This is a genomic window from Cellulosimicrobium sp. So1_17, assembly GCF_055181235.1.
The window spans coordinates 3,095,751-3,119,307 of sequence record NZ_CM143702.1; the positions used below are offsets into that span (position 1 = coordinate 3,095,751).

Genomic DNA, 23,557 nt, shown 5'->3' on the forward strand with positions numbered 1-23,557 from the left:
CGTCGTCGCAGGTGGGGGCCGCGGGCTCGCCACGGCCGGGGGCCCGGCTCACACACCGACCAGGCGGTCGAGTTCGTCCACGCGCGCCCATGGGTCACACTGTTCGAGCCCGACGTGGGGTGAACGCCGGTGCCGGGTCTGGCCGTCAGGGGATGTGATGAGCACGTTGCGGTGGACTGCGCAGGAGGACGACGCGTGGCGCGCGGCCTCCGAGGACCGTTCGTACACGGTCCGTCCCGAGGCGACCCACGGGACGTGGGAGCTCGAGACCGAGGACCGCACGTGGCACGAGCTCCCGACGCGGGAGGTCGCCCAGGAGGTCGCGCAGCACGCCCACGAGGTGCACGTGAGCGACACGGGCACCACGCGGTACCAGGTGGTCACGGCGGGAGGTGCGGTCCGGGGCGAGGTCTTCGGCGCCGTCGACGACGCCGCGGCGCTCGACGTCCTGCGGTCCCGGCTGCGGGCGGGCAACCTGCCCCTCGCCCCGTTCCGGCTCGTGACCGACGACGGCCGCCTCGTCGGCTCCTGGCAGCGCGCGCACGAGGTGCGCCAGGCGTGACGCCCGGCTAGGAGCCTGCCGGACCGGCAGCGAGCGGCTCCACCACGGACCTCTCGTCCGGCACGCCGACGTCGCGCTCGAGCGCCGCACCACCCCGGTGCTGCCGCTCGCGGAAGTCGCGGAACGCCGTCGGGAGCCCGCGCGCGACGGCGAGGTCCGGGCTGTCGGTGACCTGCACGTGCACGTGCGGCTGCGTCGAGTTCCCCGAGTTCCCGCACTCGCCGAGCACCTGGCCCTCGGCGACCTCCTCGCCCGGACGGACGCGGAGCGACCCGAGCCGCAGGTGCACGAGCGTGACCCACGCGCGCCGCCCGGCGAGCGCCACGACGACGTGGTTCCCCGCGATCGCCGCCGGGCCCTGGCGCACGCGCCCCGCCTGGCCGAGCGCGTAGGGGGCCAGGGCGAACGGTGACCGCCGTGCCTCGTGGTCGGGCTCGCCGTCGTGCACGTGCACGACGACGCCCGCACCGGGCGCGAGGACCGGTCGCCCGAACGCGACGAACCGCTCCGGCGGCTCGGTCGTGAGCACGGTCCGCCAGTCGCGGACGGGGCTCGTGCGGTGCCGCTCGTCGACGCCGACGAAGTCGATCGCGTACCGCATGCCGTAGAGCTCGACGCCGTGGCTGGGGACCCGCCGCGCCGGGCTGTTCTGCACGAGCCACCGTCCGGTGAACGGCAGCGAGAGGACGACGGGCTCGGGCACACGGACCTCCGGGGTCGGGCGAGTGGTCCCACCGTACGCAGGCCGATGAGTCGGGGGCACCGGTCCGGTCGGACCACGGGTGGGCCCGCGCACGAGCGCGGGCCGTCGAGACGGAGGGAGCGGACGGCATGGGCATCGTGACCACGAGCGCGAGCGTGTCGCTGGACGGGTTCATCGCGGGACCGCAGGGCACCGGGTTCGAGCACCTCTTCGCCTGGTACGACGGCGGGGACCAGGAGTTCCCGAGCGCGAACCCGGACGTGCACTTCCACCTGTCACCGGCCGACCACCGCTACCTGAGCGCCGTCATGCCGCAGATCGGGGTCCTCGTCGTGGGTCGGCGGCTCTTCGACATGACCGACGGCTGGGGAGGGACGCACCCGCTCGACAAGCCCGTCGTCGTGCTCACGCACACCGTCCCGCAGGAGTGGGTCGACGCGCACCCCGGCGCGCCCTTCCGGTTCGTCACGACGGGGATCGAGGACGCCGTCGCGGCGGGGCACGAGCTCGCCGGCGGCCTCGACGTCGCGGTCAACGCGGGGGAGATGGCGAGCCAGGCGCTCGCGGCCGGTCTCCTCGACGAGGTCGTGCTCGACCTCGTCCCCGTCCTGCTGGGCGACGGCGTGCGGTTCTTCGACGCGATCGGCCCGGCCCCGTACGTGCTCGACGGCCCGGCCGTGACCCCGGGCGAGCGCGTCACCCACCTGCGCTTCCGGCTCCGCCCCGCGTCCGACGACACCGGTCCTGCCTGACGAGAGGACGCCGCGGAGGACGGTTCGGCACCTCGTGCGCTCGTCCGGCAGCTGCAGACGCCGAGGAGCGCACGAGGTGCCGAGCGGCGCACGGGGTGCCGAACCGTCGGGGTGTGGTGCGAGGGCTCAGAGGTCGAGCGGGCGCAGCACGGCCGAGATCCCGTGCGCGATCTGCACGTTGCCCTTGTTGAGGTCGAGCCTGCTCGCCACGAGGAACGGGTTGAGGTCGTTCCGGTCCTGGTCGACCAGCCGGACGAGGGCGAGCTTCTTGCTCAGGACGTCGACGCGGAAGGTGCCGCCCTGGGCGGTGGTGAGCGCGGCGTCGTCGGACGCGAGCGCGGTGCGGGCGTCGATCGTCGCGCCCGGGACCACGTGGTAGAGGAGCACCTGCTCGACGGCGTCGATGCCGACGGCCTCCGCGATCGCCGTCAGCGTGCCGCTCTCGGTCCGCTGCCACCGGTGCGTGAGGTCGAACGCGAGGAGCTGGAAGGCGCGGTCGTTGGGCAGGAACGCGGTGAGCGGGACGGTCCCGTCGGCGAGGACGGCGACCGGGCTGTCCGGCTTCGCGGCGAGCACGGCGGCGACCGCCTGGTCGACGATGTCGAAGTCGTACCAGTTCCGGTCGAACGTGTCGCCGTCCGCGGCGAGCACGGAGGCCAGGCTGGTGGTGCCGGGCGCGGCGGAGGCCGAGGTCGCGGCGACCGCGACGCCCGTCGAGGCGAGAAGGACCGCCGTCATGGCGGCGGTGGTGCGGCGGAGCGTGCGTCGGAGGTTCATCGTCGAGTCCCTTCGTCGGAGCACGGCGGCCCGGGGCCGCCGGACGTCGTGGCGACGTCCACCTGCTCTTCCCCCGGGACGGTCCGCGCGGATGCACCGGACGGCGACCAGGTCCGTCTGAGGGGCCTCAGCCGGGACGGCCGTGCCGCCGAGGTGTGCCTGAGTCCCCGCGTCGCCGGTCGTGCGCGATCGCCCGATGCGGCCGACGCGGCCTCAGGACGAGCGTGGGTCGCACGACCGGGACGGACGTCGCCCGGCGCGCGGACCGCACGGAAGGACGAGCCATGACCTGGAGCACGACCACGACGCGGGCGACCCGGACGAGGACCACCCGGGAGGCTCGATCGACCCGGCCGACCGGGACGACCCGGAAGACCCGTCCGGCCGGCGGTCGCGCGACGCGCGCCGTCGTCGGCGCGGCAGCCGCCCTCGTGGCGGGCCTCGGGCTGACGGCGTGCCTCGCGGACCCCGCCGTGCACGTCAGGTCGGTCGCCGACGTCACCTACCTCGGGCTCCCGGCGGAGGGCGGCGAGCTCCGTCCGGCGGTCGATCCCGAGGAGCACGGCGTCGGTTTCGCCAGGGGTGGCGAGCCGCAGACGGTGAACGTCGTGACCGTCGGGTCGAGCTCGTGCCCGCTCACCCCGGTCGACGTCGAGTGGGACGCCGCCGAGCGCACCCTCGCCTTCACGTTCGGCCGGAGAGCGGCCACGGACACCCGTCCCTGCACGCTCGACGTCGTCCCGAGCACGAGCGTCGTGCGCGTCGACGGGCTGCCGGCCGACGAGCCCGTCACCGTGCTCACCAGCACGCGGGAGGTCGTGCTGCCGCCGACGCGCTAGCGAACGGGACGTCGCCGCGACCTTCGAGCGGCTCCTTGCGCGCTACATCGACAGGTGTCAATATAGACATATGTCGATACAGGACGAAATCACCGTCGGCTCCCTCCCGGACTGCGCCCCGCAGATCGAGTCCCACGCGATCGGCACCGAGGTTGCCGGCGCCGTCGCCACCACGCTCAAGGCGCTCGCGGAGCCGCTGCGCCTGCGGATGCTGTCCTTCATCGCGACCTCTCCGGCGGGGGAGGCGTGCGTGTGCGACCTCGCGGCGCTCACGGACGTCTCCCAGCCGACCGTGTCCCACCACCTGAAGGTGCTGCGCGACGTCGGCGTGCTGACCTCCGAGCGTCGTGGCACCTGGGTCTGGTACCGCATCACCCCCGGCTACAAGGGAGCGGTCTCCACCCTGCTCGAGTCCTTCGCCCCGGCCGCCCTGGAGGCGCTCGTCGCGCCCCACGAGCTGACCGGGCTCGAGGACGTCGACGCGGCGCTCGACCGCCTCGCCGCCGACCTGGCCGCCCGGTACCCGGCTCTGGAGACGGGCGTCGTGGTGCGGACCGTGCGCGAGTCGTACACGGCTCTCGCCCGCTCGGCCACGGTCTCGGCCCACCTGCTCACCCTCACCGACCGTTTCGCCCGCCAACGCCTCGCGGACCTGTCCCGACAGCCCGACGCCCGCCCGCAGGTGCTCTTCGTCTGCGTCGCCAACGCCGGCCGCTCCCAGCTCGCCGCGGCCCTGGTCCGCCGCTACGCCGGCGACCGCGTCGTCGTGCGCTCCGCAGGCTCCACACCGGCCGCGGACGTGCACCCCGCGGTGCGTCCCGAGCTCGCAGCCCTCGGCACCACCGAGGGAGAGGCGTTCCCCAAGCCGCTGACCGACGACGCCGTCCGCGCCGCCGACGTCGTGATCACCATGGGCTGCGGCGACGTCTGCCCGGTCCTGCCCGGCACGCGGTACGAGGACTGGCTCGTGGGCGACCCCGCCCTGGCGTCCCCCGCCGGCGTCGCCGCGATCCGCGACGAGCTCGACACTCGCGTGCGCGTCCTGCTCACCGACCTGCTGCCCGACCTCACCCTCACCGACCGGTGACCCACCCCGCCCACCAGGAGACCGCCATGACCGAGACCACCACCGCCAAGCCGTCCGCCCTGTTCGTCTGCGTCCACAACGCCGGCCGCTCCCAGATGGCCGCCGGGTACCTGCGCGCCCTGTCCGGCGGCGCCGTCGAGGTCCGCTCCGCCGGTTCCGCACCGGCCGACCAGATCAACCCCGTCGCCGTCGAGGCCATGCTCGAGGAGGGCATCGACATCCGCGCCGAGCAGCCCAAGGTCCTCACGACCGACGCCGTGCAGGCGTCCGACGTCGTGATCACCATGGGCTGCGGCGACGCGTGCCCGATCTTCCCCGGCAAGCGCTACGAGGACTGGGCCCTGGAGGACCCCGCCGGGCAGGGCATCGAGTCCGTGCGCCCCATCCGCGACGAGATCCGCGGCCGCGTCCTCACGCTCCTCGACGAGCTCGGCGTCACGCCCGTCCAGGTGGCCACCGCCTGACCCCGGCACCACGACGCCGGCCGGGACCCCACGGGGTCCCGGCCGATGCACGTCAGGCCAGCGTCGTCCGTGCGACCCCCGCCATGTCGGCGAGGGCCGCGGTCCGCAGGCTCAGGTGTCCAGGCCGTCGCCCGAACGCCCGTGCGCAACACCCGTCGCGAACCCCACGCCCACCGGCGCCCCGACGCCGAGGGTGACGAGCTGCGGCTCGGCCGGGGCGGTGCCGCAGCACGACCCGCCGGCGGCCTCGCCGTCGGCGGCCAGGGCCAGGTCGCTCGAGCAGACGCCGGTCGCCGGCAGGTTCAGCTCGACCGCGTCCGCCGCAGCGCGATCCCCGGCCAGCGCCGCGGCGATCGAGCGCACCTGCTCGTAGCCGGTGGCGAGCAGGAACGTCGGAGCGCGCCCGTAGGACTTCATGCCGGCGAGGTAGAAGCCGTCGTCCGGGTGGGACAGCACCTGCTCGCCGTGCGGCGGCACGGTGCCGCACGAGTGCTGGTTCGGGTCGATGAGCGGGGCCAGCGCGGTCGGGGCCTCGACGACGGGGTCGAGGTCGAGACGCACCTCGCGCAGCATGTCGAGGTCGGGGCGGAAGCCGGTGGCGTTGACGATCTGGTGCACGTCGAGGTTGAGGGCGCCGTCGCGCGCCGTCCCCAGCACCTGGACGGTCTCACCGCCGGGGACGAGTCGCTCGATCGAGACCCGGGTGAGCAGGGTCAGGCGCCCCGCCTCGACGGCGGAGCGCAGGCGCGTGCCCAGCAGGCCCCGCGCCGGGAGCTCGTCGTCCGTGCCCCCGCCGAACAGGCGTCGGGCCGAGCCGCCGCGGATCGCCCACGTGACGGTGGTGCCCGGCTCGGACTCCGAGAGCGCGACCAGGCTGAGCAGCGTGTTCGCCGCGGAGTGCCCCATCCCGACCACGAGCGTGTCGCGGCCGGCGAACCGGTCGCGCTGCGATCCGAGGACGTCCGGCAGCGGTCCGGTGACGTACGCGGCGGCCTCCGGCTCGCCGGCTGCGGGCAGACCCGAGACGCCCAGCGGGTTCGACGTCGAGAAGGTTCCCGACGCGTCGATCACCGCGCGGGCGAGGACGTCGCGGACCACCCCGCTCGCGTCGACGGTGCGTACCCGGTAGCCGCTTCGTTCCCGTCCGAGGGTCCGTGTCTTGTCCGCGCCGTCTCGCGCCACGGCCAGCACCCGGGTCCCGGTGCGCAGACGCGTCGCGATGGCCGGGGTCGCCGCCAGCGGCGCCAGGTACCGTCCGACGAGCTCCCCGCCGGTCGGCAGGGTGTCCGGGTCCGGCTCGACCCACCCCGTCGGCTCCAGCAGGCGCCGGGCCGCGGCGTCGACGTCGAACCGCCACGGCGAGAACAGACGCACATGACCCCACGACGCCACGGCCGCACCCGGGCCGCTGCCGGACTCGAGCACCAGCGGTTCCAGCCCGCGCTCCAGCAGGTGTGCCGCCGCCGCCAGCCCCACCGGGCCCGCGCCGATCACCACGACCGGCAGCTCTGCACGCTCCACGCTCATCGCACTCTCCTCGCATCGACGAACTTCGATCAACCAGGGTCAACGTATCCATAGTTGTCGATGCGTGGCAAGATGGACGTCATGACGACGTTGGAGCTGACGCCCACGACCCAGGCATCACCGGCCGTGGCGGGGTGCTGTGCGCCCCTCGTCCGTGAGGCCGCGGACCCGGAGGTCGCGCGCGAGCTCGCCCGCGTGTTCAAGGCGCTGGGCGACCCGACGAGGGTGCAGCTCCTGTCGATCGTCGCCGCGCACGACGGCGGGGAGGCGTGCGTCTGCGACCTCACCGGGCCGGTGGGTCTCGCGCAGCCGACCGTCAGCCACCACCTGAAGATCCTCGTCGACGCCGGACTGCTCACCCGTGAGCAGCGCGGCCGCTGGGCGTACTACTCGCTGGTCCCGGGCGCCCTGACGGCCCTGGCGACCGTGCTCACGGAGACCGCCCAGGGGTGAGCGGGCCGGCCGGCTGTCGGGCCGGCGGCCCCGGGGTGCAGCAGCCGTCGTCGCACCCGTCCTCGTCATCGGTGGCCAGGAGCGCTCCGACGGGGGCGCAGCACGCGTCGCCGCGCCAGGCCTCGACGCCCTCGCGCACGGCGAACGCCGCGATGACGAGGGCCGCGACCGGGTCCGCCCAGGTCCAGCCGAGCGTGCTGTTCAGCACCAGCCCGACGAGCAGCACCGCCGACAGGTAGGTGCAGATCAGCGTCTGCTTCGAGTCGGCCACCGCCGACGCGGAGCCGAGCTCGCGGCCGGTGCGCCGCTCGAACCATGACAGGAACGGCATGACGGCGAGGCTCACGGCGGCGAGGACGATGCCGACGGTCGAGTGGTCGGGCTCCGCGGCGCCGAGCAGGGTGCGCGCGGCGTCGACGGTGACGAAGGCCGCGAGGCCGAAGAACGAGACCGCGACGAGGCGCAGGGCGACGCGCTCGCGCCGCTGCGGGTCCGGGGCGGCGAACTGCCAGGCGACCGCTGCGGCGGAGAGCACCTCGACGACGGAGTCGAGGCCGAACCCGACGAGCGCGGTGGATGAAGCCACGCGTCCGGCGGTGATCGCGACGACCGCCTCGACGACGTTGTAGGCGATGGTCGCGGTGACGACCCAGCGGATCCTCCGCTCGAGGACGGCCCGGCGTGCCGTCGGCAGGGGGCGGGGGCCGAGGGAGGTCGACGTCATGAGCAGGTGCACCCCTCGGGTGCGCAGCAGGTGGGGTCGACGGTCACGACGAGGCGCAGGAGGTCGTCGAGCGCGGGGACGAGGTGCGGGTCCGCGAGCCGGTACCAGGTGCGGCGCCCGTCGGGGATCGCCTCGACGAGGCCGCAGCCACGCAGGCACGCGAGCTGGTTGGACATGACCTGCCGGGAGACGCCGAGCGCGTCGGCGAGGTCCGACGGGTATGCCGGCGCCTCGCGCAGGGTCAGCATGATGCGCGCGCGGGTCTCGTCGGAGAGCGCGTGGCCCAGCCGCGCGAGCGCGGCGGTGTGGGTCAGGGTGACGGTCTCGGCCATGGGGCTGACAGTACACGGAACGCTGTATCGACAAAAGGGCTGCCGGAAGCGCGTCATATGCAACTGAGGGGTTGCGCATGGACACCACGCGTGCAACTGTGGAGTTGCACAAGTTCGAGAAGCCCATCCCGAGAGGAGCACGACCATGACCACGACCAACGAGCCGGCCGTCGTCGACCAGGAGACGTTCACGGTGACCCGCACGGTGCACATCCGTGCGTCCGCGGACCGCGTCTGGGCGGCGCTCACGCAGGAGGACCTCATCAGCCAGTGGTTCGGGCAGCGCGCCACGCTCCCCGACCTGCGCGTCGGCGGGGAGGGCGTCTTCGGCTGGGACGGCGAGACCGACGCGCCCGTCCGCATCGAGGAGTACGACGAGCCGTCCGTGCTCGCGCTGCGCTGGAGCGCTCCGGCCGGGGAGGCGCTGACGGAGGAGAACTCGACCGTCGCGCGCTTCACGCTCGAGCCCGACGGCGCGTCGACCGTCCTCACCGTCGTCGAGACCGGCTTCGAGCACCTCGCGGACGCGCGCGCGGCGCTCGAGGACCACCGCCAGGGCTGGACGAGCGAGCTCGACGAGCTCGTCGACCTGCTCGAGGGGGCGACCGTCCCCCCGGCGGGCGCGTCGGCGTGAGCAGCCCGCTCGCGGGAGAGGCGCTGACGCCCGTCTTCGCCGCCCTCGCGGACGACACGCGCTGGCGCATCCTCACCGAGCTGGGCGGCGCCGAGCTCTCGGCGTCCGCGCTCGCCGAGCTGCTGCCCGTGAGCCGGCAGGCCATCGCGAAGCACCTCACGGTGCTCGCGGAGGCCGGCCTCGTCGAGGCGTCGCGTGCGGGCCGCGAGGTCCGGTACCGCGCTCTCGGCGCACGCCTCGCCGAGACCGCCCGCGCCCTCGACGCCATCGGCGCCGGGTGGGACCGCCGTCTCGCGGCGCTCCGCCGGATCGCCGAGTCGCCGTCGTCGTCCTGACGGACCCGCAGATCGACCCGTACGTCCCGCGATCGACCCTCAGAAGGTCGATCGCGGGACGTACGGGTCGATCTCGCGTTCGGGGTTCAGACGTCGAGCGGGCCCCGCACGACGGAGTCGCCCGAGTGGGCCGGGTCGCCGTCGAAGTGCTCCTCCGAGACGTCGACCACGGGGAAGGCCGCGAGGTCGAGGCCCGCCGGGAGGTCGAACCGGCCCTCCGAGCCCTCCAGAACGCCGAGGCTCACGAGCCCGCTGACGTCCTCGGCGAGCAACCACACCTCGCGGAACGTGCCGTCCGGCGCGGGGGCGTCGAGCGAGACGACGACCTGGCGCCGGCCGTCGGCCGTCTCCTCGACCCGTGCCTCGCCGCTCGCGTCGTCCCAGCCAGGCAGGGGGGCGAGGTCGGCCGTCGCGACGGTCGTCTCGACAGGGGTGAGCTCGCGCCGCTCCCACCAGACGCCGCCCGCGACGCCGACGACGAGCGCGAGGCACGCGGCTGCGGCGACCGGGAGCCACGTGCGGCGCCGCCGCCCCGCGAGCGGCGTCACGGTCGCGAGGTCGCTCGCTGCGGCACCGGTCGAGGTCGACGACGCGGATCCCAGACCGAGCTCGGTGTGGATGCGGTCCCAGACCTCCGGGCCGGGCGCGACGAGGTCCGGACCGCCGGCCCGCGCGTCGTCGACCACCGAGCGCAGGCCGTCGACCTCGGTGGCGCAGTCGGGGCACGTGCCGAGGTGGGCGCGCGCGGCGTCGTCGAGCACGTCCTCGCCGAGCGCGAGGAGCGCGAGGGTCTCGTCATCGATGTGCTGCACCGTCCACCTCCATTCGGTCGCGCAGCCGGATCAGGCTCCGTCGTACGTGGCTCTTGACCGTACCGAGCGGCAGGTCGAGCTCCTCGGCGATCTGCACGTGCGTCAGGTCACGGAAGAACGCGAGCTCCAGGATCGTCCGACCCGGGTCTCCGAGCCGTCTGAGCTCGTCCGCGACGAGCACGCGGTCGGCGACCCGGCGCACGTCGTCCTCCGTCGTCTCAGGGTTCGGAGCCGACGCCGCGACGGCTTGCTCGGAGCGTCGGGCCCGGGACCGTGCCTCGTGCGCGTCGGCGACGCTGTGCCGCGTGATGCCGACGAGCCAGGCGGGCAGCCGCGCGCGGTCCGGGTCGAACCGGTGCCTCCCGCGCCACGCCCCGACGAAGACCTGCTGGGTCACGTCCTCGGCGTCGGCACGGTTCCCGAGCGACCGCAGGGCGATGGTGTGCACGAGCGTCGACCAGCGGCGGTACGCCTCGGCGAGCGCCTCCTCGTCGCCGTCGGCGAACCGTCGGCCGAGGAGGGCGACGTCGGCGTCGTCGACCGCGGTGTCGGGGGAGCTCAGCTCGGGTCCTCCGTGCTTCGGGGCCGTCCTCGTCGTCGCCGGCCGTGTGCGCGTGGGGCGATCGTAGCCCGTCACGCACCGCCCGTCCGCTCTGCGGTGACGACGACGTTCTCCGTGTACGACCGTCGCTCCCGGTCCCACTCGCCCCCGCAGGTGACGAGCACGAGCCGGGGCGGGCCGCCGCGGTCGAAGACGACGTCGAGCGGGAGGTCCGCCTTCGCGATGTCCTCCACGCCGTTCACTGTGTAGGTGTAGGTGGTGCCCGTCGCGTCGACGACGTCTACCGTCGTGCCGGCGGCCACCTCGGGCAGCCGGGCGAACGGTCCTGCTCCGTCGAGGTCGTCCACGTGCGCGGCGACCACGACGGCTCCCTCGGGGCTCGCGGGGCCGGGTCCGAACCGGTACCACGCCGCCGAGCGGGCGTCGTCGGGCAGGGCCATCTGGCCCTCGCCGTCGACGCCCGCCGGCTCCACGGCCATGTCCAGCCCGATCGACGGCACGACGACCCGGGTGGCCGCCGGAGGCGCCTCCGCCGGCTGGTCCCGAGCGGGACGGACGGGGACGTCGGGCACGGGGCCCGACGTCGCCGCGTCCGCCCCGCCGGTGCCCCCGCCCGGGGCGGGCCGGGCGGGAGCCTCCGCCGCCGGGACGTGACCTCCGGCGGCGGTCTCGTCGGCGGGTGCAGGGGCACACCCGCCGACGAGGAGGGCGGCACCCACGGCGAGGGTCGCGAGCGCCGTCGCGTGCCGTGACCTCATGCCGAGCGGTGCCCGCGCGTCGTCCGGCCGGCCGTGGCCACGTGCTGCTCGCGCCATGCCCGCGTGCCCATGACGACCGCTGCGACGAGCAGCAGACCGAAGAGGCTCGCGCCGAACGCGATGGCGGCCGTGGTGAAGACGGAGGACGTCGACGCCTCCGCCGCGAGCCCGGACTGCCCGCCCGGGACCCCGGCCGGCGCGGAGTGCAGGCCTTCGACGGTCTGCGTGGCGAGGGCGAGGTTGCCCGCGTCGAGGCTGCCCCACGCGTAGGCGATGGTGTTGACGCCTTCGGCGACGGTGACGTCGACCGGGCCGAGCACCGGTTCGGTGGTCCCGGCCGCCGCGATCGCTGCGGAGACGGTGCTCGCCGGCAGGTTCAGCACGGACTCGTCGGGGTTCTCCAGACCGGAGACGACGGCCGTGCCGCCCGCGAGGACGTCGACGGCCGGAGCGGCGGCGATGTGCCGGACCGTGAGCCGGCCCTCGCCCGCGGCGGTCGGGGACGTGTCGTTCGTGAACAGGGTCGCGGTGGGCTCCCCGGCGGCGTCGAGGTGGGCCGCGGCGGTGTAGTTCCCACCGGCCTCGAGGGGCAGGTCGACCGGCCCGATCACGGGTGCGCTCGTGTCCGTCGCGTCCGGGGCGGTGATCGCCACGCTGTACGTGCCGGCGGGCAGGTCGAGCGGCCCTGCGAGGTCGCCCGGCTGGAAGTCGTCGAGGGTGAGCTCGTCGTTGACCCAGACGTCGACGGGCGTGTCCGGGACGCCGTGCAGGACGGAGAGGCTGGCGTTCTCCGCGGTGTCGGCCGAGGCCGGGGCCGCGAACGCGCCGAGGGCGACGAGTCCGACGGCGCCCGCGAGCGCGGCGCTGCGTCGTGCGGTGCGGTGCATGGTGTCCTCCAGATGGCGGGCCCGGCGTTGCTGCCGGGCGCGAGTGCTGCTGACACCACTACTTCCGGTGGGAGGACGGTCTTGGATGCACCGATCAGGGAGAAGTCGTCGTCCTGGCCGTGACCGTGTGCACGGCGCGCGTCGGCGCGCGCACCGGGCGCCAGGTCGAGACGAGGGCGAGCGCGAGCAGGACCACCGCGAGGTCGCCCCCGTAGTACATGAGCTCCGCTCCCGTCCGCCGGTCCGCGGCCGGGCCGGGAACGGCGACGAACGCCCCGGCGTACAGGAGCTGCGCGAGCACTGCGTGCGCGGCGATCGCGACGCCCAGCACGACGAGGCGGGCGCGGACCGACGGCCGGTGCGGCGCCGGGTCCGGGCCGGCGAGGGCGTACGCGAACAGGTAGCCCGCGGCCAGGAAGTGCAGGTGCACGAGGTGGTGCAGGGTCGGGTGCTGCGTGGTCGCCGCGTAGAGCGGCGTCAGGTAGAGGGCGTACAGGGTGCCGACGCTCAGCAGCACGGCGGTCACCGGATGGGCGAGCACCTGCACGGGACGACGGCGCAGCAGTCGCCCGACGCGGCGTCCGGCGCGCGGGCCAACGGACCGCAGGACGAGCGTCACCGGCGCGCCGAGCACGAGGGCGAGCGGCGCGTATATGCCGACGAGCAGGTGCCGGTACATGTGGTCGGCGAACGAGCCCGTGGGCAGCGGCGACAGCGCCGGCACGAGAGCGGCCGCGAGCAGGGCCACGCCGCCGAGGAAGCTCGCGGTGCGCCACGGGCTCCATCCGCGCGGGTCGGCGTGCTGGCGCAGCGCGAGGACGAGGTACGCCAACGCGACGACCCCGAGCACGGCGAGGACGAGCAGCGACTCCCCGTCCAGACCGAGCCCCGCGCCGCCGTGGTCGCCGTGGCTCGTCACGGCTCGACGGGCCGGCCCGTGCGCTGCAGCAGCCAGCCGCCGACCACGAGCAGGGCGCCGAGGACGAGGAACGCGACGTCCGCGAGCGTCTGGTACCGACCGCTCACGACGTGGTGGATCGCGAGGAGGTGGTGGTCGACCAGGCCCTCGACGAGGTTGAACAGACCCCAGCCCACGAGCATCCAGCCCCACAGCGTCCGCGACGTCCAGACCCGCCCGCGCGCCTCGGTGACGCGTGCGTAGAGCAGGCCCAGCCCGACGAGCACCGCGACCCAGGTCACGGTGTGGAAGAGCCCGTCCCAGAGCGTGTTCATCTGCAGGCCGTGGACCGTCGTCGGCGGGTAGCTGCCGATGTCGATGTTCGCGCTGCCCGCGCTCGACAGCATGTGGTGCCACTGCAGGATCTGGTGCAGCAGGATGCCGTCGACGAACCCGCCGAGCCCGACGCCCAGGACGATGCCGGGCAGGGCGATGCCGGGAGGGCCCGCGGTCGTGCGGCCGGACGCAGGGACACTGGTGCTGGTGCTCATGGCAGGCCTCCTCGGGGGAGGTGGCACGGGGCTTCTTCCCGTGGACGAGCCACGCTACGCGGACCACCGGCACTCGCCCGGCGGGCACCCGCCGTCCGCCGGTGGTCGGTCAGTCCGCGCGCAGGTCCGCCTCGTGGGCCAGGATCGCCGTCTGCGTCCGGTTCGTGGTGCCGAGCCTCGCCATCGCGTGCGCGAGGTAGGCCTTGACCGTGGACTCCGCGAGATAGAGCCGTCCGGCGATCTCGGCGTTCGACAACCCGTCGGCGAGCGCGACCACGACCTCGCGCTCCTTCGGCGCGAGCGCGTCGAGACGACGGCGAGCCTCGCTGCGCCGGGACGAGCGGTCGTCCCCGGCGGCTGCGAGGAGATGTCGTGCGACGGCGGGGGAGAGGATCGCGTCGCCGGCGACCGCGGCACGGATGCCGTGGTGGAGCTCTTCGGGCGTCGAGTCCTTGAGCAGGTACCCGACGGCGCCCGCGCGGAGGGCGGGGAGGACGTACTCGTCCGAGAGGAAGCTGGTCAGGACGACGACCGCCGTCCCCGGGTGCTCGCGGTGGACCGCCACGGTCGCGTCGAGCCCGTCCATCACGGGCATCTGCATGTCGAGGAGCAGGGCGTCCGGCGCCAGCTCCCGCACGAGCCGGACCGCCTCCGCGCCGTCCCCGCCCTGCCCGACGACCTCCAGGTCGGCGGCGACGTCGACGAGCCGGACGATCCCGGCGCGGAGCAACGCCTCGTCGTCCACGACCACCACGCGGATCATGCGTCCCTCCTCGGCAGGGTGGCGCTCAGCCGGAACCCGCCCGAGCCGGTCGGACCCGCGTCCAGGGTCCCTCCCAGGAGCTCTACGCGCTCGCGCAGCCCGGCGATCCCGAACCCGCCGGTCGTCAGCCCGGTGGGCGGCCCCGCGGGACGGTCGTTCTCGACCGTCACCTGGACGCCGCGCCCGGCCGGGGTGACGGTGACGCTCGTCGCGCTCCCCGGCGCGTGGCGGACGACGTTCGTCAGTCCCTCGGAGACGACGCGCTGCACGGTCCGGTCCACGAGGTCCGGCGTCGCGTGCGGTGGTGGGACCTCGACGTGGACGCGGACCGGCAGGCCCGCCCGCCGCGCCTCGTCGGCCAGGCGCTCGACGTCCCCGACCGCAGACGGCGGCCCGGGGGCACCGGCACCTGTGGACCCGGAGCCCTCGGACGTCAGCGCACGGAGGAGGTCGCGCGTCTCGGCCAGCGCGGCGCGCCCCCCGTCGCCGATCTCGGTGGCGATCCGCCGGGCCTCCTCGTCCGGGCTCGTCGCCGTGATGAGGCCTGCCTCGACCACGAGATAGCTGATCCGGTGCGCGACGACGTCGTGCAGGTCGCGTGCGAGCGAGGCTCGCTCCGTCGCGCGGGCCGCGTCCTCCGCGGCGGCGGTCGCGCGCGCGTCCGTCTCGGACTGGAGGCGTTCCAGGGTGCCGGCGAAGAAGGCGAAGAGCAGCACGAGCGTCCCCGCCCACAGCAGGCTCGCTCCGGTCGTCTCCGACGTCACCAGCCAGGATGGCCAGGTCGTCGCCACGGCCACCAGCACCGCAGCGACGCGGACACGGGCGCGGTCGACGTAGCGCGCGGTCGCGTGGAGCGCACCGAGAGCCGCGACGACGGGCGCGACGAAGGACAGCGCCAGGCACGTCGCGAGCACGGCGAGCGGGTGCCTGCGCCGCGCCAGGAGGGTGGCCGCAGCCGTGAGCTGGGCCGTGAGCTCGAGCCAGGCAGGCGCCCAGCCCGGAGGCGACGGTGCCCGCAGCACCGTGAGGACGGCGCCGCCCAGGGCGCAGGCCGCCGCCACGAGCACATCGGTCCGCGAGACGTGGACGGCCACCGACCCAGGCTAGCGAGGGCCCTCGGGCGCGGCGACGGGACCCGCCCCGCAGGAGTCGACTTTCGGAGGTAGTGCCGACCGCCGTTCGGGCGTGCCGGCAGGACCCCGACGGGCGGGAACGTGGAGTCATCAGGAAGACACCCGCACCGCACCCGAGGAGCTCGATCATGAAGGTCCGTCGCACCGCCACCGTCTCCGCCGTCTCGGCCGCCCTCGTCCTGGGCGCCCCGCTCGCGGCGATCGCGTCCGAGGGAGAGGCCGTCCCGACGACCGCCCCCGAGGCGTCCTCCGAGGAGACGTCGACCGAGGCTCCCGCCGCCCCGTCGGTCGAGCAGCCCGCCGCCGAGGCTCCCGCCGAGGTCGTCGCACCGGTCGACCCGGCCCCGGCACCCGAGCCTGCGAGCGTCGAGCCGGCACCCGAGGCCGCGCCCGTCGAGCCGGCGCCCGTCGAGCCTGCATCCGAGGCCGCACCCGTCGACCCGATCGTCGCGCCCGCGGCCGAGGAGGACCCTGAGGCCGAGCCGAGCGGCGAGCCGGTGACGGAGACGGGCACCGAGTCCGAGGCGGGGACGACGGAGACCGGCACCGAGCCCGAGGCAGGCCCGGAGGGTGCCGAGGCCGCGGCTGCCGCCGACGCCGCACCCACCGCGGCGACCACCCTGGCTGCCTCGGCGTCCGCGCTGGGCGCGGCCCAGGCGGCGTACCCCGACGCCGAGTACGAGCCCCATTGGCACGACGGCTACTACCACGGCTTCCCCTGCGACTACTGGTACTTCCAGGAGCCCGCCGAGGACGGCTCCGGCAAGGACTGGAGCGGGTGGAGCGGTCAGCCGCAGCTGCACATCCTCCACCACGAGCTCGTGGACGACGACGGCACGACGCACATGGTCTACGACCGGGACATCGCCGGCTCGTGGTGGCACGCGTGGAACGGCGAGGTCGCGAAGGCCGACCCCGAGGGGATGCACTGGGAGAACACGGACGCCCACCAGACGATCCTCGTCAACGGGTTCACGGGGGGCGCCGACATGACGGCACGTGCCGCGAACGCGGCCGAGCTGCTCGAGCGCGCGGGGGTCGCGATGGCGCCGGGCCAGTCCTGGGAGGAGTTCCAGACGTCCTACCAGTGGTACCTCGACGAGGGCTACTACACCGAGGAGCAGGTCCGCGACATGTGGGAGGAGCAGGTCCAGCGACGCGTCGAGTACACGGGCTACGAGGCGACGCAGTTCGCCGTCTGGTACTTCTCGACCGGCCACGACGTCATGGGCCTCTTCTTCGACGTCGACGAGGACGACCACGTCACCCTCTCCGACTTCGCGCTGCAGCAGTTCGAGACCGACGAGTGGGGCTACGCGCAGTGGTCGTCGGGATCGAGCGATCGCAGGGCGACCCTGGAGACGGCTGCCTGGCTCATCGAGCAGGCGCTCACCGAGAACGTCGTCATGCCGCAGCCGGGCTTCGTCTCGAACGGCTTCGTCCGCAACGCCGACGGCTCGACCGACTACGGCTTCACGGCCTCGCTCGCCGGCGGCACGGGCGACGTGCACGTCGAGCTGCGCACCGCGGACGGCTCCGCGATGCCCGCGGGCGTCGTGCTCGTGAACGCGAAGGGCCAGGTCGTCAGCTCCGTGACCCCGGGTCAGAAGGTGTTCGTGCGTGTCCCGGCCGGCACGGACGTGAGCAGCCTCCCGTCGTTCCAGGTGTGGGGCTCGGCCGAGGGCACCACCAAGGGCAGCCCGAACTTCTACACCGGCAACGACCTCAACAGCTCCGCGTGGGACGAGGCGACGCAGACGTGGATCCAGACCGGCCAGCAGCACTGGCTCATCGGCCTGGGTGGTCTCGACAGCGTCTCCGTCGCCTGGGACTGGATCGGCGTGACCCTCGCCGACGAGCCGGAGGACCCGACCGACCCGACCGACCCGACCGACCCGACCGACCCGACCGACCCGACCGACCCGACGGACCCGACGGACCCGGCCGACCCGACGCGCCCGACGAACCCGACGGACCCGGCCGACCCGACGCGCCCGACGAACCCGACGGGCCCGGCCGACCCCGCAGAGGCGGACCCGGTCGCCCCCGTCTACGTCGACGACTCGGGTGCGGTCGTGGCGACGAGCCCGTCGACCGAGCCGACGAACCTGGGCCTGACGGACACGGTCCCTGTCGCCGACGTCGCGACCACCGCGTCGCCCGACGCACTGGCGCAGACCGGCAGCGACGCGGGCGTGCTCGCCGCGGGGGCGTTCATCGTCCTGGCGGGCACGGGCCTGGTCCTCGCCGCGCGTCGTCGGACCGCCGACCGCTGACCCGTCCGAGCAGTCGCGGAGCCCGGCACCGCGTGCGGTGCCGGGCTCCCGTGCGTATGCCGCAGCGCGCGCGGGAGCCCCGAGCCTGGCTCCGGGTGCGGACGGGGGCCGCGAGCGCGAGGGTCAGGACGTGACGATGTCGCCACGCGCCCTCAACCGCGCGACGCTCGCGCGTCAGCTCCTGCTCGAGCGAGCGGATCTCACCGTCCCCGAGGCGGTGCGGCGCGTCGTCGCGCTCCAGGCGCAGCACCCCGCGTCGCCGTACGTCGCGCTGTGGAACCGCGTCGCGCGCTTCGACCCGGCAGACCTCGACGCGGCGCTCGCGGACCGCGCGGTGGTCAAGGCCTCGCTCCTGCGCATCGCGCTCCACCTCGTGCACGCCGAGGACTACGAGACGGTGCACACCGCGATGCAGCCGTCCCTGCGCGCGGCGCGCCTGCACGACCCGCGCTTCGCGGTGAGCGGGATCTCGATCGACGAGGCGCACGCCCTCGTCCCGTACCTCCTCGCCTACGCCGCGGGCCCGCGCACGGGCGCCGAGCTCGAGGCGTGGGTCGACGCGCGCGTCCCCGAGACGCCGCGAGGCGCGTGGTGGGCGCTGCGGACGTTCGCGCCGCTGCGCCACGTGCCGACGGGCGGGCCGTGGTCGTTCGGCACCAGCGCGTCGTACGTCGCGGCCGGCACGGACGCGCTCCCGCGCGTGACGACGGCCTTCGACGACGCGCTCCCCTCCCTCGTGCGGCGCTACCTCGAGGGGTTCGGTCCGGCGTCGGTCGCGGACGTGTCGCAGGTCGCGATGATCCCGCGCGCCCGGGTCCGTGCCGCCGTGAAGACGCTCGGCGACACGGTCGACCGGTTCGCCGGCCCCGACGGTGCGGAGCTGCTCGACGTCCCCGGCGCGCCGCGACCCGACGAGGACGTGCCCGCACCGCCCCGGCTCCTCGGCATGTGGGACGAGACGCTGCTCGCGTACGCGGACCGCTCGCGGGTCGTCCCGCCGGACGTGCGTCCGCTCGTCACGCGCTCGAACGGCGACGTGCTCCCGACCGTCCTCGTCGACGGGTACGTCGTCGGGGTGTGGCGTCCGGTCGCGGCCGGGGTCGAGGTCACCACGTACCGGTCGGTGCCCGACGACGCGTGGCCGGCCCTGGAGGCCGAGGCCCGGTCGCTCGTCGCGTTCCTCGCGGGCCGTGACCCGGCGCCGTTCGCCCGCTACGGCCACTGGTGGGCCAAGCTCCCGGCCGGGGACGTCCGGACGATCGGGGCCGCGTGACCGGTCAGGAATCGAGAAGCGCGCGCCGTCCCGCCGCTCCTACCGTTCTGGGCATGGACACCACGAACCGCACCGCCATCGACCACGTCACCCTCGAGGTGACCGACGTCGCCACCGCCGAGGTCTTCTACGACCAGGCCTTCGGCCTCGGCGGCACCGTCCGTGTCCGGGAGTCGGACGCACCGACGTCCGGCTTCCGCGGCTTCACGCTGTCGCTCGTCGTCGCGCAGCCGAGCACCGTCGACAGCCTCGTCGGCACGGCTCTCGACGCCGGCGCGACCGTGCTCAAGCCGGTCGCGAAGAGCTTCTGGGGGTACGGCGGTGTCGTCCGCGCTCCTGACGGCACGATCTGGAAGGTCGCGTCGACGGCGAAGAAGGACAGCGGCCCGCCCACGCGCGAGGTGGACGACGTCGTGCTCCTTCTCGGCGTGCAGGACGTCAGGGCGACCAAGCAGTTCTACGTCGACCGCGGTCTCGCGGTGGGGAAGAGCTTCGGGAGCAGGTACGTCGAGCTCGACACCCCCGGGTCGGCCCTGAAGCTGGCGCTCTACACGCGCCGCGCGGCCGCGAAGGACGCCGGGGTGGACCCGGACGGGGCCGGCTCGCACCGCCTGGTCGTCCACGGCGACACCGGCACCTTCACCGACCCCGACGGCTTCAGCTGGGAGTCCGGGCCGCGCTGACCCGTCGGGCGGGCGCCGCTACGGTGGGCCGATGGCAGCGGTGAGGCAGGTACAGGTCACGTTCGACTGCGCGGCGCCCGAGCGGGTCGCGCGCTTCTGGTGCGAGGTGCTGGGGTACGTCGCGCCGCCGCCGCCCGAGGGGTTCGCCGGCTGGGACGACTACACCGCCTCGCTCCCGCCCGAGGACCGGGACGCGTGGTTCGTCGCGAGCGATCCCACCGGCGCGGGACCGCGGCTGTACTTCCAGCGGGTCCCCGAGGGCAAGGTCGTGAAGAACCGGGTGCACCTCGACGTGCGCGCCGGCACCGGGCTCGTGGGCGAGGAGCGCCTGGCCACGCTCGAGGCCGAGTGCGCACGGCTGGTCGCGCTCGGTGCGGTCCACGTGCGCACGATGCTCGCGGACGGCGAGGAGGAGTCGTGCATCGTGATGCAGGACGTCGAGGGCAACGAGTTCTGCCTCGACTGAGACGTGGTGTCGGCGACCTGTAGCACCATCGGGTCATGCCGCCGAAGAAGCCCACGACCGAGCCGCCGGTGCTGGACCCCGTCGTCCTCGCCGACCTGACGCCCGGCGACCGCTACGACCTCGAGGACGAGGCCGACCTCGAGGGGTTCGGGTTCGTCGACCTCGAGCTCGACGCGCTGTCGCTGAACCACGCGAGGCTGTTCGGGTCGCGGCTCGAGGGTGTGCGCGCCGACGAGGCCGAGCTGCGCGCCGCGACCCTGACCGAGGCAGTGCTGGAACGTCTCGACGTCCCGGTGCTGCGCGGCGTGCGGAGCCGGTGGCGCGACGTGGAGGTGCGCGGGGCGCGCATCGGGTCGGCCGAGCTGTACGAGTCGACGTGGGACGGCGTGCACCTCGTCGGGTGCAAGCTCGGGTTCGTCAACCTGCGTGGCACGGTGCTGCACGACGTCGCGTTCACGGACTGCACCATCGACGAGCTCGACCTCGTGCAGGCCGACGCCACGCGGGTCTCCTTCACGGACACCCGGGTGCGGCGCCTCGACGTGCAGTCGTCCACGCTCGCCCACGTCGACCTGCGCGGCGCGGACCTGCACGACCTCGCCGGCGTCGGCTCGCTGCGCGGCGTGACCATCAGCCCACCGCAGCTCGCCCAGCTCGCCGACCTGCTCGCGCGCGACCTGGGCATCACGGTCGCCGACTGATCGCGGGTCCTGAGGTGGCCGCTACGGTCGGGGCATGCACCTGACCGACGCCGACGTGGGGATCGCCGCGAGCCGCGCCGGGGCCGAGGTGGTGCGCAGAGGTTTCGGGGGAGTGCACGTCCGCACCGCGAAGTCGGCCACCGATCTCGTCACCGAGACCGACGTCGAGGCCGAGCGGGCGATCATGGGCGTCCTGTCCACGCACCGGCCCCGGGACTCGCGGACGGGTGAGGAGTCGGGTGCGTCCGACGTCGGGCACTCCTCGCGGCGCTGGCTCGTCGACCCGCTCTGCGGGACGGCGAACTTCGCGGCCGGGACGCCGCTCGCCGTCGTCAACGTCGCGCTGGTCGACGGCGGCCGCGTCCGTGCCGCGGCGGCCGCGGACCCGCTCACCGCCGAGGTGTTCTGGACCGACGGGGCGCAGGCCTTCCGCCGTCACGACGAGCGCGACCGCCTCCTCGTGCCGACCTCGGAGTCAGGTCTCGTCGACGTCAACTGCGACGGGCCGACCGACCGGCCGTTCGTCGGCGGCCAGCTCGTCGCCGATCCGCGACTCCGGTCGGTCTTCGGCCCCCGGGTCGTCTCGTCCACCCTGGCCGTCGCCTGGGTCGCCGCCGGGCGGCGGGCGGCCTACGTCTCGGACGGCTCCTTCCTCGAGAATGTCCACTTCGCGGCAGGCATCGCGCTGTGCGAGGCGGCCGGCTGCATCGTCACCGACCTCGCCGGAGACCCGCTCCACACCGGCCGTGGCCTCGTCGTCTCGGCAGACCTGGAGACGCACGCGCGGCTCGTGGACCTCGTCGCGCCCCACCTGTGAGCGGTCGGCCGGCATGCCTCGTCAGGCGCCCGCGAGCGCGCGGACGGCGTCGATCGTGTCGGCCTCGGCGGCCGTCTTGTCGTCGCGGTAGCGCACCACGCGCGCGAACCGCAGCGCGAGGCCGCCGGGGTAGCGGGTCGAGCGCTGCAGGCCGTCGAACGCGGTCTCCACGACCTGCTCGGGCCGCACGTGCACCACGGGTCCTTCGCGCGACGTCTCGAGCTCGGTGAACCGTGCGGTCTGCCACGCGAGCATCTCGTCCGTCATGCCCTTGAACGTCTTGCCGAGCATCACGAAGCCGCCGTCCGGGTCTCGCGCGCCGAGCCAGATGTTCGACAACCACCCGCTGCGCCGGCCGGAGCCCTGCTCGACGGCGAGCACGACGAGGTCGAGCGTGTGCCGCGGCTTGACCTTGACCCAGCCCGCGCCGCGGCGCCCGGCCGCGTAGGGCGCGTCGAGCGACTTCACCACGACGCCCTCCTGGCCCTCGGCCACCGCACCCTCGAAGAACGTGGCCGCCTCCGCGGGGTCGGCGGTGGCGAGGCGTCGCACGAGGTGCGGGCCGGCGACGACGTCGAGCACCGCGAGACGCTCGCGCAGCGGCTCGTCGAGCAGGTCACGGCCGTCGGCGTGGAGCACGTCGAAGAAGAACGGCGTGAGCTCGAATCCGGCGTCCCGGGCGGCGGCGAGCGCGGGTTCCGGGGCCGCCGAAGCCTCCCGGGCCCCCGTGGACTCCGGGGCCGCCGACGGTCCACGGGACGCGAGCCGGTCCCCGGGCTCGCGCGTCGCGGACCGTGCGGCCGTCTCCTGGAACGGCCGGGGGACCCCGTCGTCCCCGACGACGAGCGCCTCACCGTCGAGCACGAGCGCCCGGGACGGCAGCGAGCGGACGGCAGCGACGACCTCCGGCACGCGCGCGGTGATGTCGTCGAGGGAGCGGGTGAAGACGCGCACGTCGTGGCCGTCGCGGTGGACCTGGACGCGGATGCCGTCGAGCTTCACGTCCACGGTGACCGGCGGATCGTCGTCGTACCCCGGCAGCCCGTCCTCACCCGCGGCGTCCGCACCGCCCGAGATCCCGAGCTTCGTGAACGCCTCCGCGACGTCCGGCGCGGACTGCGCGAGCATGGGCCGTACGGGTCGCCCGACCTCGAGCCGGAAGCCGCCGAGCGCGACGAGCGCCGCCTCGGGGCCGGGCGCCGCGAGGGCCGCGCGCGCGACGGGACCGGTCGCGCCGCGCAGCATGACGGCACGCCGCACCGCGTCCGCGGGCACGTCCGCGGCCTCCGCGACCGCGTCCACGACGACCGAGTCGAGCGCGCCCTGCCGCAGCTCGCCCGAGACGAGGCCCGCGAGGAGCGCCTGCTCGCGCGCGGTCGCGGCCTCGAAGAGCGCGGCGGCCTCGGCCTGCCGCGCCGTCGCCGACCCCGGGCCGGACAGCTCCGCCATGCGCGCGAACGCGGCGTCGACCGCATCGAGCGTGAGGGAAGGGACCTCGGCGGGCGGCGGCAGCTCGCGCAGGGACCGCCAACCGAGGCCCGTGCGGCGTTGGCGCAGCTCTCCGGCGAGGTACGCGACGGCGACCTCCACCTCGTCGAGCGCGGGACTGAGCGCGTGCGTCGGCCCGTGGAGCGCCTCGCGCGCAGCGCGGCGCAGCAGGTCGGCGATCGCCGCGCGCTTGGCGAGCCGGGAGCGGGTGGCGGCGACGGCGTCGGACGTGGCGGCGACCTCGGCGAGCAGCATGGTCCATCCTGGCGCCGACGACCGCGTCGGCGCTCGCGGAAGAAG

At 74.7% G+C, this 23,557-nt stretch carries 28 protein-coding genes; 14 read left to right on the forward strand and 14 right to left on the reverse strand.

Features of this window, described 5'->3' with window-relative positions:
• Window positions 1-157 precede the first annotated feature (157 nt).
• Window positions 158-562, forward strand: a complete 405-nt coding sequence (locus ACZCLJ_RS13600; RefSeq protein WP_251152898.1) for a hypothetical protein — start codon at window positions 158-160, stop codon at window positions 560-562.
• Window positions 563-569: 7 nt separating this feature from the next.
• On the opposite strand, the gene ACZCLJ_RS13605 is transcribed toward ACZCLJ_RS13600, so the two are convergent.
• Complete coding sequence (locus ACZCLJ_RS13605; protein WP_463104089.1) at window positions 570-1,265, reverse strand: M23 family metallopeptidase; 696 nt, start codon at window positions 1,263-1,265, stop codon at window positions 570-572.
• 128 nt (window positions 1,266-1,393) lie between these two features.
• Between ACZCLJ_RS13605 and ACZCLJ_RS13610 the strand changes: the two genes are divergently transcribed.
• Window positions 1,394-2,017, forward strand: coding sequence for a dihydrofolate reductase family protein (locus ACZCLJ_RS13610; RefSeq protein ID WP_463104090.1), 624 nt, complete (start codon window positions 1,394-1,396; stop codon window positions 2,015-2,017).
• 126 nt (window positions 2,018-2,143) lie between these two features.
• On the opposite strand, the gene ACZCLJ_RS13615 is transcribed toward ACZCLJ_RS13610, so the two are convergent.
• Complete coding sequence (locus ACZCLJ_RS13615; RefSeq protein WP_251152895.1) at window positions 2,144-2,794, reverse strand: fasciclin domain-containing protein; 651 nt, start codon at window positions 2,792-2,794, stop codon at window positions 2,144-2,146.
• 284 nt (window positions 2,795-3,078) lie between these two features.
• Here ACZCLJ_RS13615 and ACZCLJ_RS13620 point away from each other — a divergent pair, with 284 nt between their 5' ends.
• From ACZCLJ_RS13620 to ACZCLJ_RS13630, 3 genes are all read left to right on the forward strand, one after another.
• The gene (locus ACZCLJ_RS13620) at window positions 3,079-3,633 is read left to right on the forward strand and encodes a hypothetical protein (RefSeq protein WP_463104091.1); all 555 of its coding nucleotides are present in this window, start codon (window positions 3,079-3,081) and stop codon (window positions 3,631-3,633) included.
• Between the two features lie 70 nt (window positions 3,634-3,703).
• Window positions 3,704-4,720, forward strand: a complete 1,017-nt coding sequence (locus tag ACZCLJ_RS13625) for a metalloregulator ArsR/SmtB family transcription factor (protein ID WP_463104092.1) — start codon at window positions 3,704-3,706, stop codon at window positions 4,718-4,720.
• A gap of 26 nt (window positions 4,721-4,746) precedes the next feature.
• A complete protein-coding gene (locus ACZCLJ_RS13630) occupies window positions 4,747-5,184 on the forward strand; it encodes an arsenate reductase ArsC (RefSeq protein WP_463104093.1) in 438 nt (145 codons plus the stop codon).
• Window positions 5,185-5,295: 111 nt separating this feature from the next.
• Here ACZCLJ_RS13630 and ACZCLJ_RS13635 read toward each other — a convergent pair whose 3' ends face one another.
• Complete coding sequence (locus ACZCLJ_RS13635) at window positions 5,296-6,711, reverse strand: FAD-dependent oxidoreductase (RefSeq protein ID WP_463104094.1); 1,416 nt, start codon at window positions 6,709-6,711, stop codon at window positions 5,296-5,298.
• Window positions 6,712-6,771: 60 nt separating this feature from the next.
• On the opposite strand from ACZCLJ_RS13635, the gene ACZCLJ_RS13640 reads away from it, so the two are divergent.
• Window positions 6,772-7,164, forward strand: a complete 393-nt coding sequence (locus ACZCLJ_RS13640; RefSeq protein ID WP_463104095.1) for an ArsR/SmtB family transcription factor — start codon at window positions 6,772-6,774, stop codon at window positions 7,162-7,164.
• On the opposite strand, the gene ACZCLJ_RS13645 is transcribed toward ACZCLJ_RS13640, so the two are convergent.
• Both ACZCLJ_RS13645 and ACZCLJ_RS13650 read right to left on the reverse strand, forming a co-directional pair.
• A complete protein-coding gene (locus ACZCLJ_RS13645; RefSeq protein WP_463104096.1) occupies window positions 7,142-7,888 on the reverse strand; it encodes a cation diffusion facilitator family transporter in 747 nt (248 codons plus the stop codon). The genes ACZCLJ_RS13640 and ACZCLJ_RS13645 overlap by 23 nt on opposite strands.
• On the reverse strand, window positions 7,885-8,220 hold the full coding sequence (locus ACZCLJ_RS13650; protein ID WP_251152887.1) for an ArsR/SmtB family transcription factor: 336 nt from the start codon (window positions 8,218-8,220) through the stop codon (window positions 7,885-7,887). Before ACZCLJ_RS13650 ends, ACZCLJ_RS13645 begins: the two co-directional genes overlap by 4 nt.
• A gap of 145 nt (window positions 8,221-8,365) precedes the next feature.
• On the opposite strand from ACZCLJ_RS13650, the gene ACZCLJ_RS13655 reads away from it, so the two are divergent.
• Window positions 8,366-8,854: an SRPBCC domain-containing protein gene (locus tag ACZCLJ_RS13655; RefSeq protein WP_251152886.1), complete on the forward strand. Its 489-nt coding sequence runs from the start codon at window positions 8,366-8,368 to the stop codon at window positions 8,852-8,854.
• Window positions 8,851-9,189, forward strand: coding sequence for an ArsR/SmtB family transcription factor (locus tag ACZCLJ_RS13660; protein WP_251152885.1), 339 nt, complete (start codon window positions 8,851-8,853; stop codon window positions 9,187-9,189). Before ACZCLJ_RS13655 ends, ACZCLJ_RS13660 begins: the two co-directional genes overlap by 4 nt.
• Before the next feature lie 86 nt (window positions 9,190-9,275).
• Here ACZCLJ_RS13660 and ACZCLJ_RS13665 read toward each other — a convergent pair whose 3' ends face one another.
• From ACZCLJ_RS13665 to ACZCLJ_RS13700, 8 genes are all read right to left on the reverse strand, one after another.
• Complete coding sequence (locus tag ACZCLJ_RS13665) at window positions 9,276-10,001, reverse strand: anti-sigma factor (RefSeq protein ID WP_463104097.1); 726 nt, start codon at window positions 9,999-10,001, stop codon at window positions 9,276-9,278.
• Window positions 9,985-10,638 carry an RNA polymerase sigma factor gene (locus ACZCLJ_RS13670; protein ID WP_353050473.1) on the reverse strand — a complete coding sequence of 218 codons (654 nt, stop codon included), beginning with the start codon at window positions 10,636-10,638 and terminating at the stop codon, window positions 9,985-9,987. Before ACZCLJ_RS13670 ends, ACZCLJ_RS13665 begins: the two co-directional genes overlap by 17 nt.
• Window positions 10,635-11,321, reverse strand: a complete 687-nt coding sequence (locus tag ACZCLJ_RS13675) for a class F sortase (RefSeq protein WP_251152883.1) — start codon at window positions 11,319-11,321, stop codon at window positions 10,635-10,637. Before ACZCLJ_RS13675 ends, ACZCLJ_RS13670 begins: the two co-directional genes overlap by 4 nt.
• Window positions 11,318-12,208 carry a DUF4397 domain-containing protein gene (locus tag ACZCLJ_RS13680; protein WP_251152882.1) on the reverse strand — a complete coding sequence of 297 codons (891 nt, stop codon included), beginning with the start codon at window positions 12,206-12,208 and terminating at the stop codon, window positions 11,318-11,320. The genes ACZCLJ_RS13675 and ACZCLJ_RS13680 overlap by 4 nt, the downstream gene beginning before the upstream one ends.
• Window positions 12,209-12,302: 94 nt before the next feature.
• Complete coding sequence (locus tag ACZCLJ_RS13685) at window positions 12,303-13,127, reverse strand: cytochrome c oxidase assembly protein (protein WP_463104098.1); 825 nt, start codon at window positions 13,125-13,127, stop codon at window positions 12,303-12,305.
• Window positions 13,124-13,657, reverse strand: a complete 534-nt coding sequence (locus ACZCLJ_RS13690; RefSeq protein WP_251152880.1) for a DUF2243 domain-containing protein — start codon at window positions 13,655-13,657, stop codon at window positions 13,124-13,126. Before ACZCLJ_RS13690 ends, ACZCLJ_RS13685 begins: the two co-directional genes overlap by 4 nt.
• 109 nt (window positions 13,658-13,766) lie before the next feature.
• Window positions 13,767-14,420: a response regulator gene (locus tag ACZCLJ_RS13695; protein ID WP_251152879.1), complete on the reverse strand. Its 654-nt coding sequence runs from the start codon at window positions 14,418-14,420 to the stop codon at window positions 13,767-13,769.
• Entirely contained in the window at window positions 14,417-15,514 is a 1,098-nt protein-coding gene (locus ACZCLJ_RS13700; RefSeq protein WP_463104099.1) for a sensor histidine kinase, read from the reverse strand. Before ACZCLJ_RS13700 ends, ACZCLJ_RS13695 begins: the two co-directional genes overlap by 4 nt.
• 167 nt (window positions 15,515-15,681) lie before the next feature.
• On the opposite strand from ACZCLJ_RS13700, the gene ACZCLJ_RS13705 reads away from it, so the two are divergent.
• The 6 genes from ACZCLJ_RS13705 (at window position 15,682) to ACZCLJ_RS13730 (ending at window position 21,769) form a co-directional block, all read left to right on the forward strand.
• Window positions 15,682-17,829: a hypothetical protein gene (locus tag ACZCLJ_RS13705; RefSeq protein ID WP_463104100.1), complete on the forward strand. Its 2,148-nt coding sequence runs from the start codon at window positions 15,682-15,684 to the stop codon at window positions 17,827-17,829.
• A gap of 136 nt (window positions 17,830-17,965) precedes the next feature.
• Window positions 17,966-19,102 carry a winged helix DNA-binding domain-containing protein gene (locus ACZCLJ_RS13710; RefSeq protein ID WP_463106411.1) on the forward strand — a complete coding sequence of 379 codons (1,137 nt, stop codon included), beginning with the start codon at window positions 17,966-17,968 and terminating at the stop codon, window positions 19,100-19,102.
• Window positions 19,103-19,155: 53 nt separating this feature from the next.
• A complete protein-coding gene (locus ACZCLJ_RS13715) occupies window positions 19,156-19,785 on the forward strand; it encodes a VOC family protein (RefSeq protein WP_463104101.1) in 630 nt (209 codons plus the stop codon).
• 31 nt (window positions 19,786-19,816) lie between these two features.
• Window positions 19,817-20,251, forward strand: coding sequence for a VOC family protein (locus ACZCLJ_RS13720; RefSeq protein WP_251152875.1), 435 nt, complete (start codon window positions 19,817-19,819; stop codon window positions 20,249-20,251).
• A gap of 35 nt (window positions 20,252-20,286) precedes the next feature.
• The gene (locus tag ACZCLJ_RS13725) at window positions 20,287-20,952 is read left to right on the forward strand and encodes a pentapeptide repeat-containing protein (RefSeq protein ID WP_463104102.1); all 666 of its coding nucleotides are present in this window, start codon (window positions 20,287-20,289) and stop codon (window positions 20,950-20,952) included.
• Window positions 20,953-20,986: 34 nt separating this feature from the next.
• Window positions 20,987-21,769 (forward strand): inositol monophosphatase family protein, encoded by a 783-nt coding sequence (locus tag ACZCLJ_RS13730; RefSeq protein WP_463104103.1) that lies wholly within the window; start codon window positions 20,987-20,989, stop codon window positions 21,767-21,769.
• Between the two features lie 21 nt (window positions 21,770-21,790).
• On the opposite strand, the gene ACZCLJ_RS13735 is transcribed toward ACZCLJ_RS13730, so the two are convergent.
• Complete coding sequence (locus ACZCLJ_RS13735; protein ID WP_463104104.1) at window positions 21,791-23,512, reverse strand: ATP-dependent DNA ligase; 1,722 nt, start codon at window positions 23,510-23,512, stop codon at window positions 21,791-21,793.
• Window positions 23,513-23,557 lie beyond the last annotated feature (45 nt).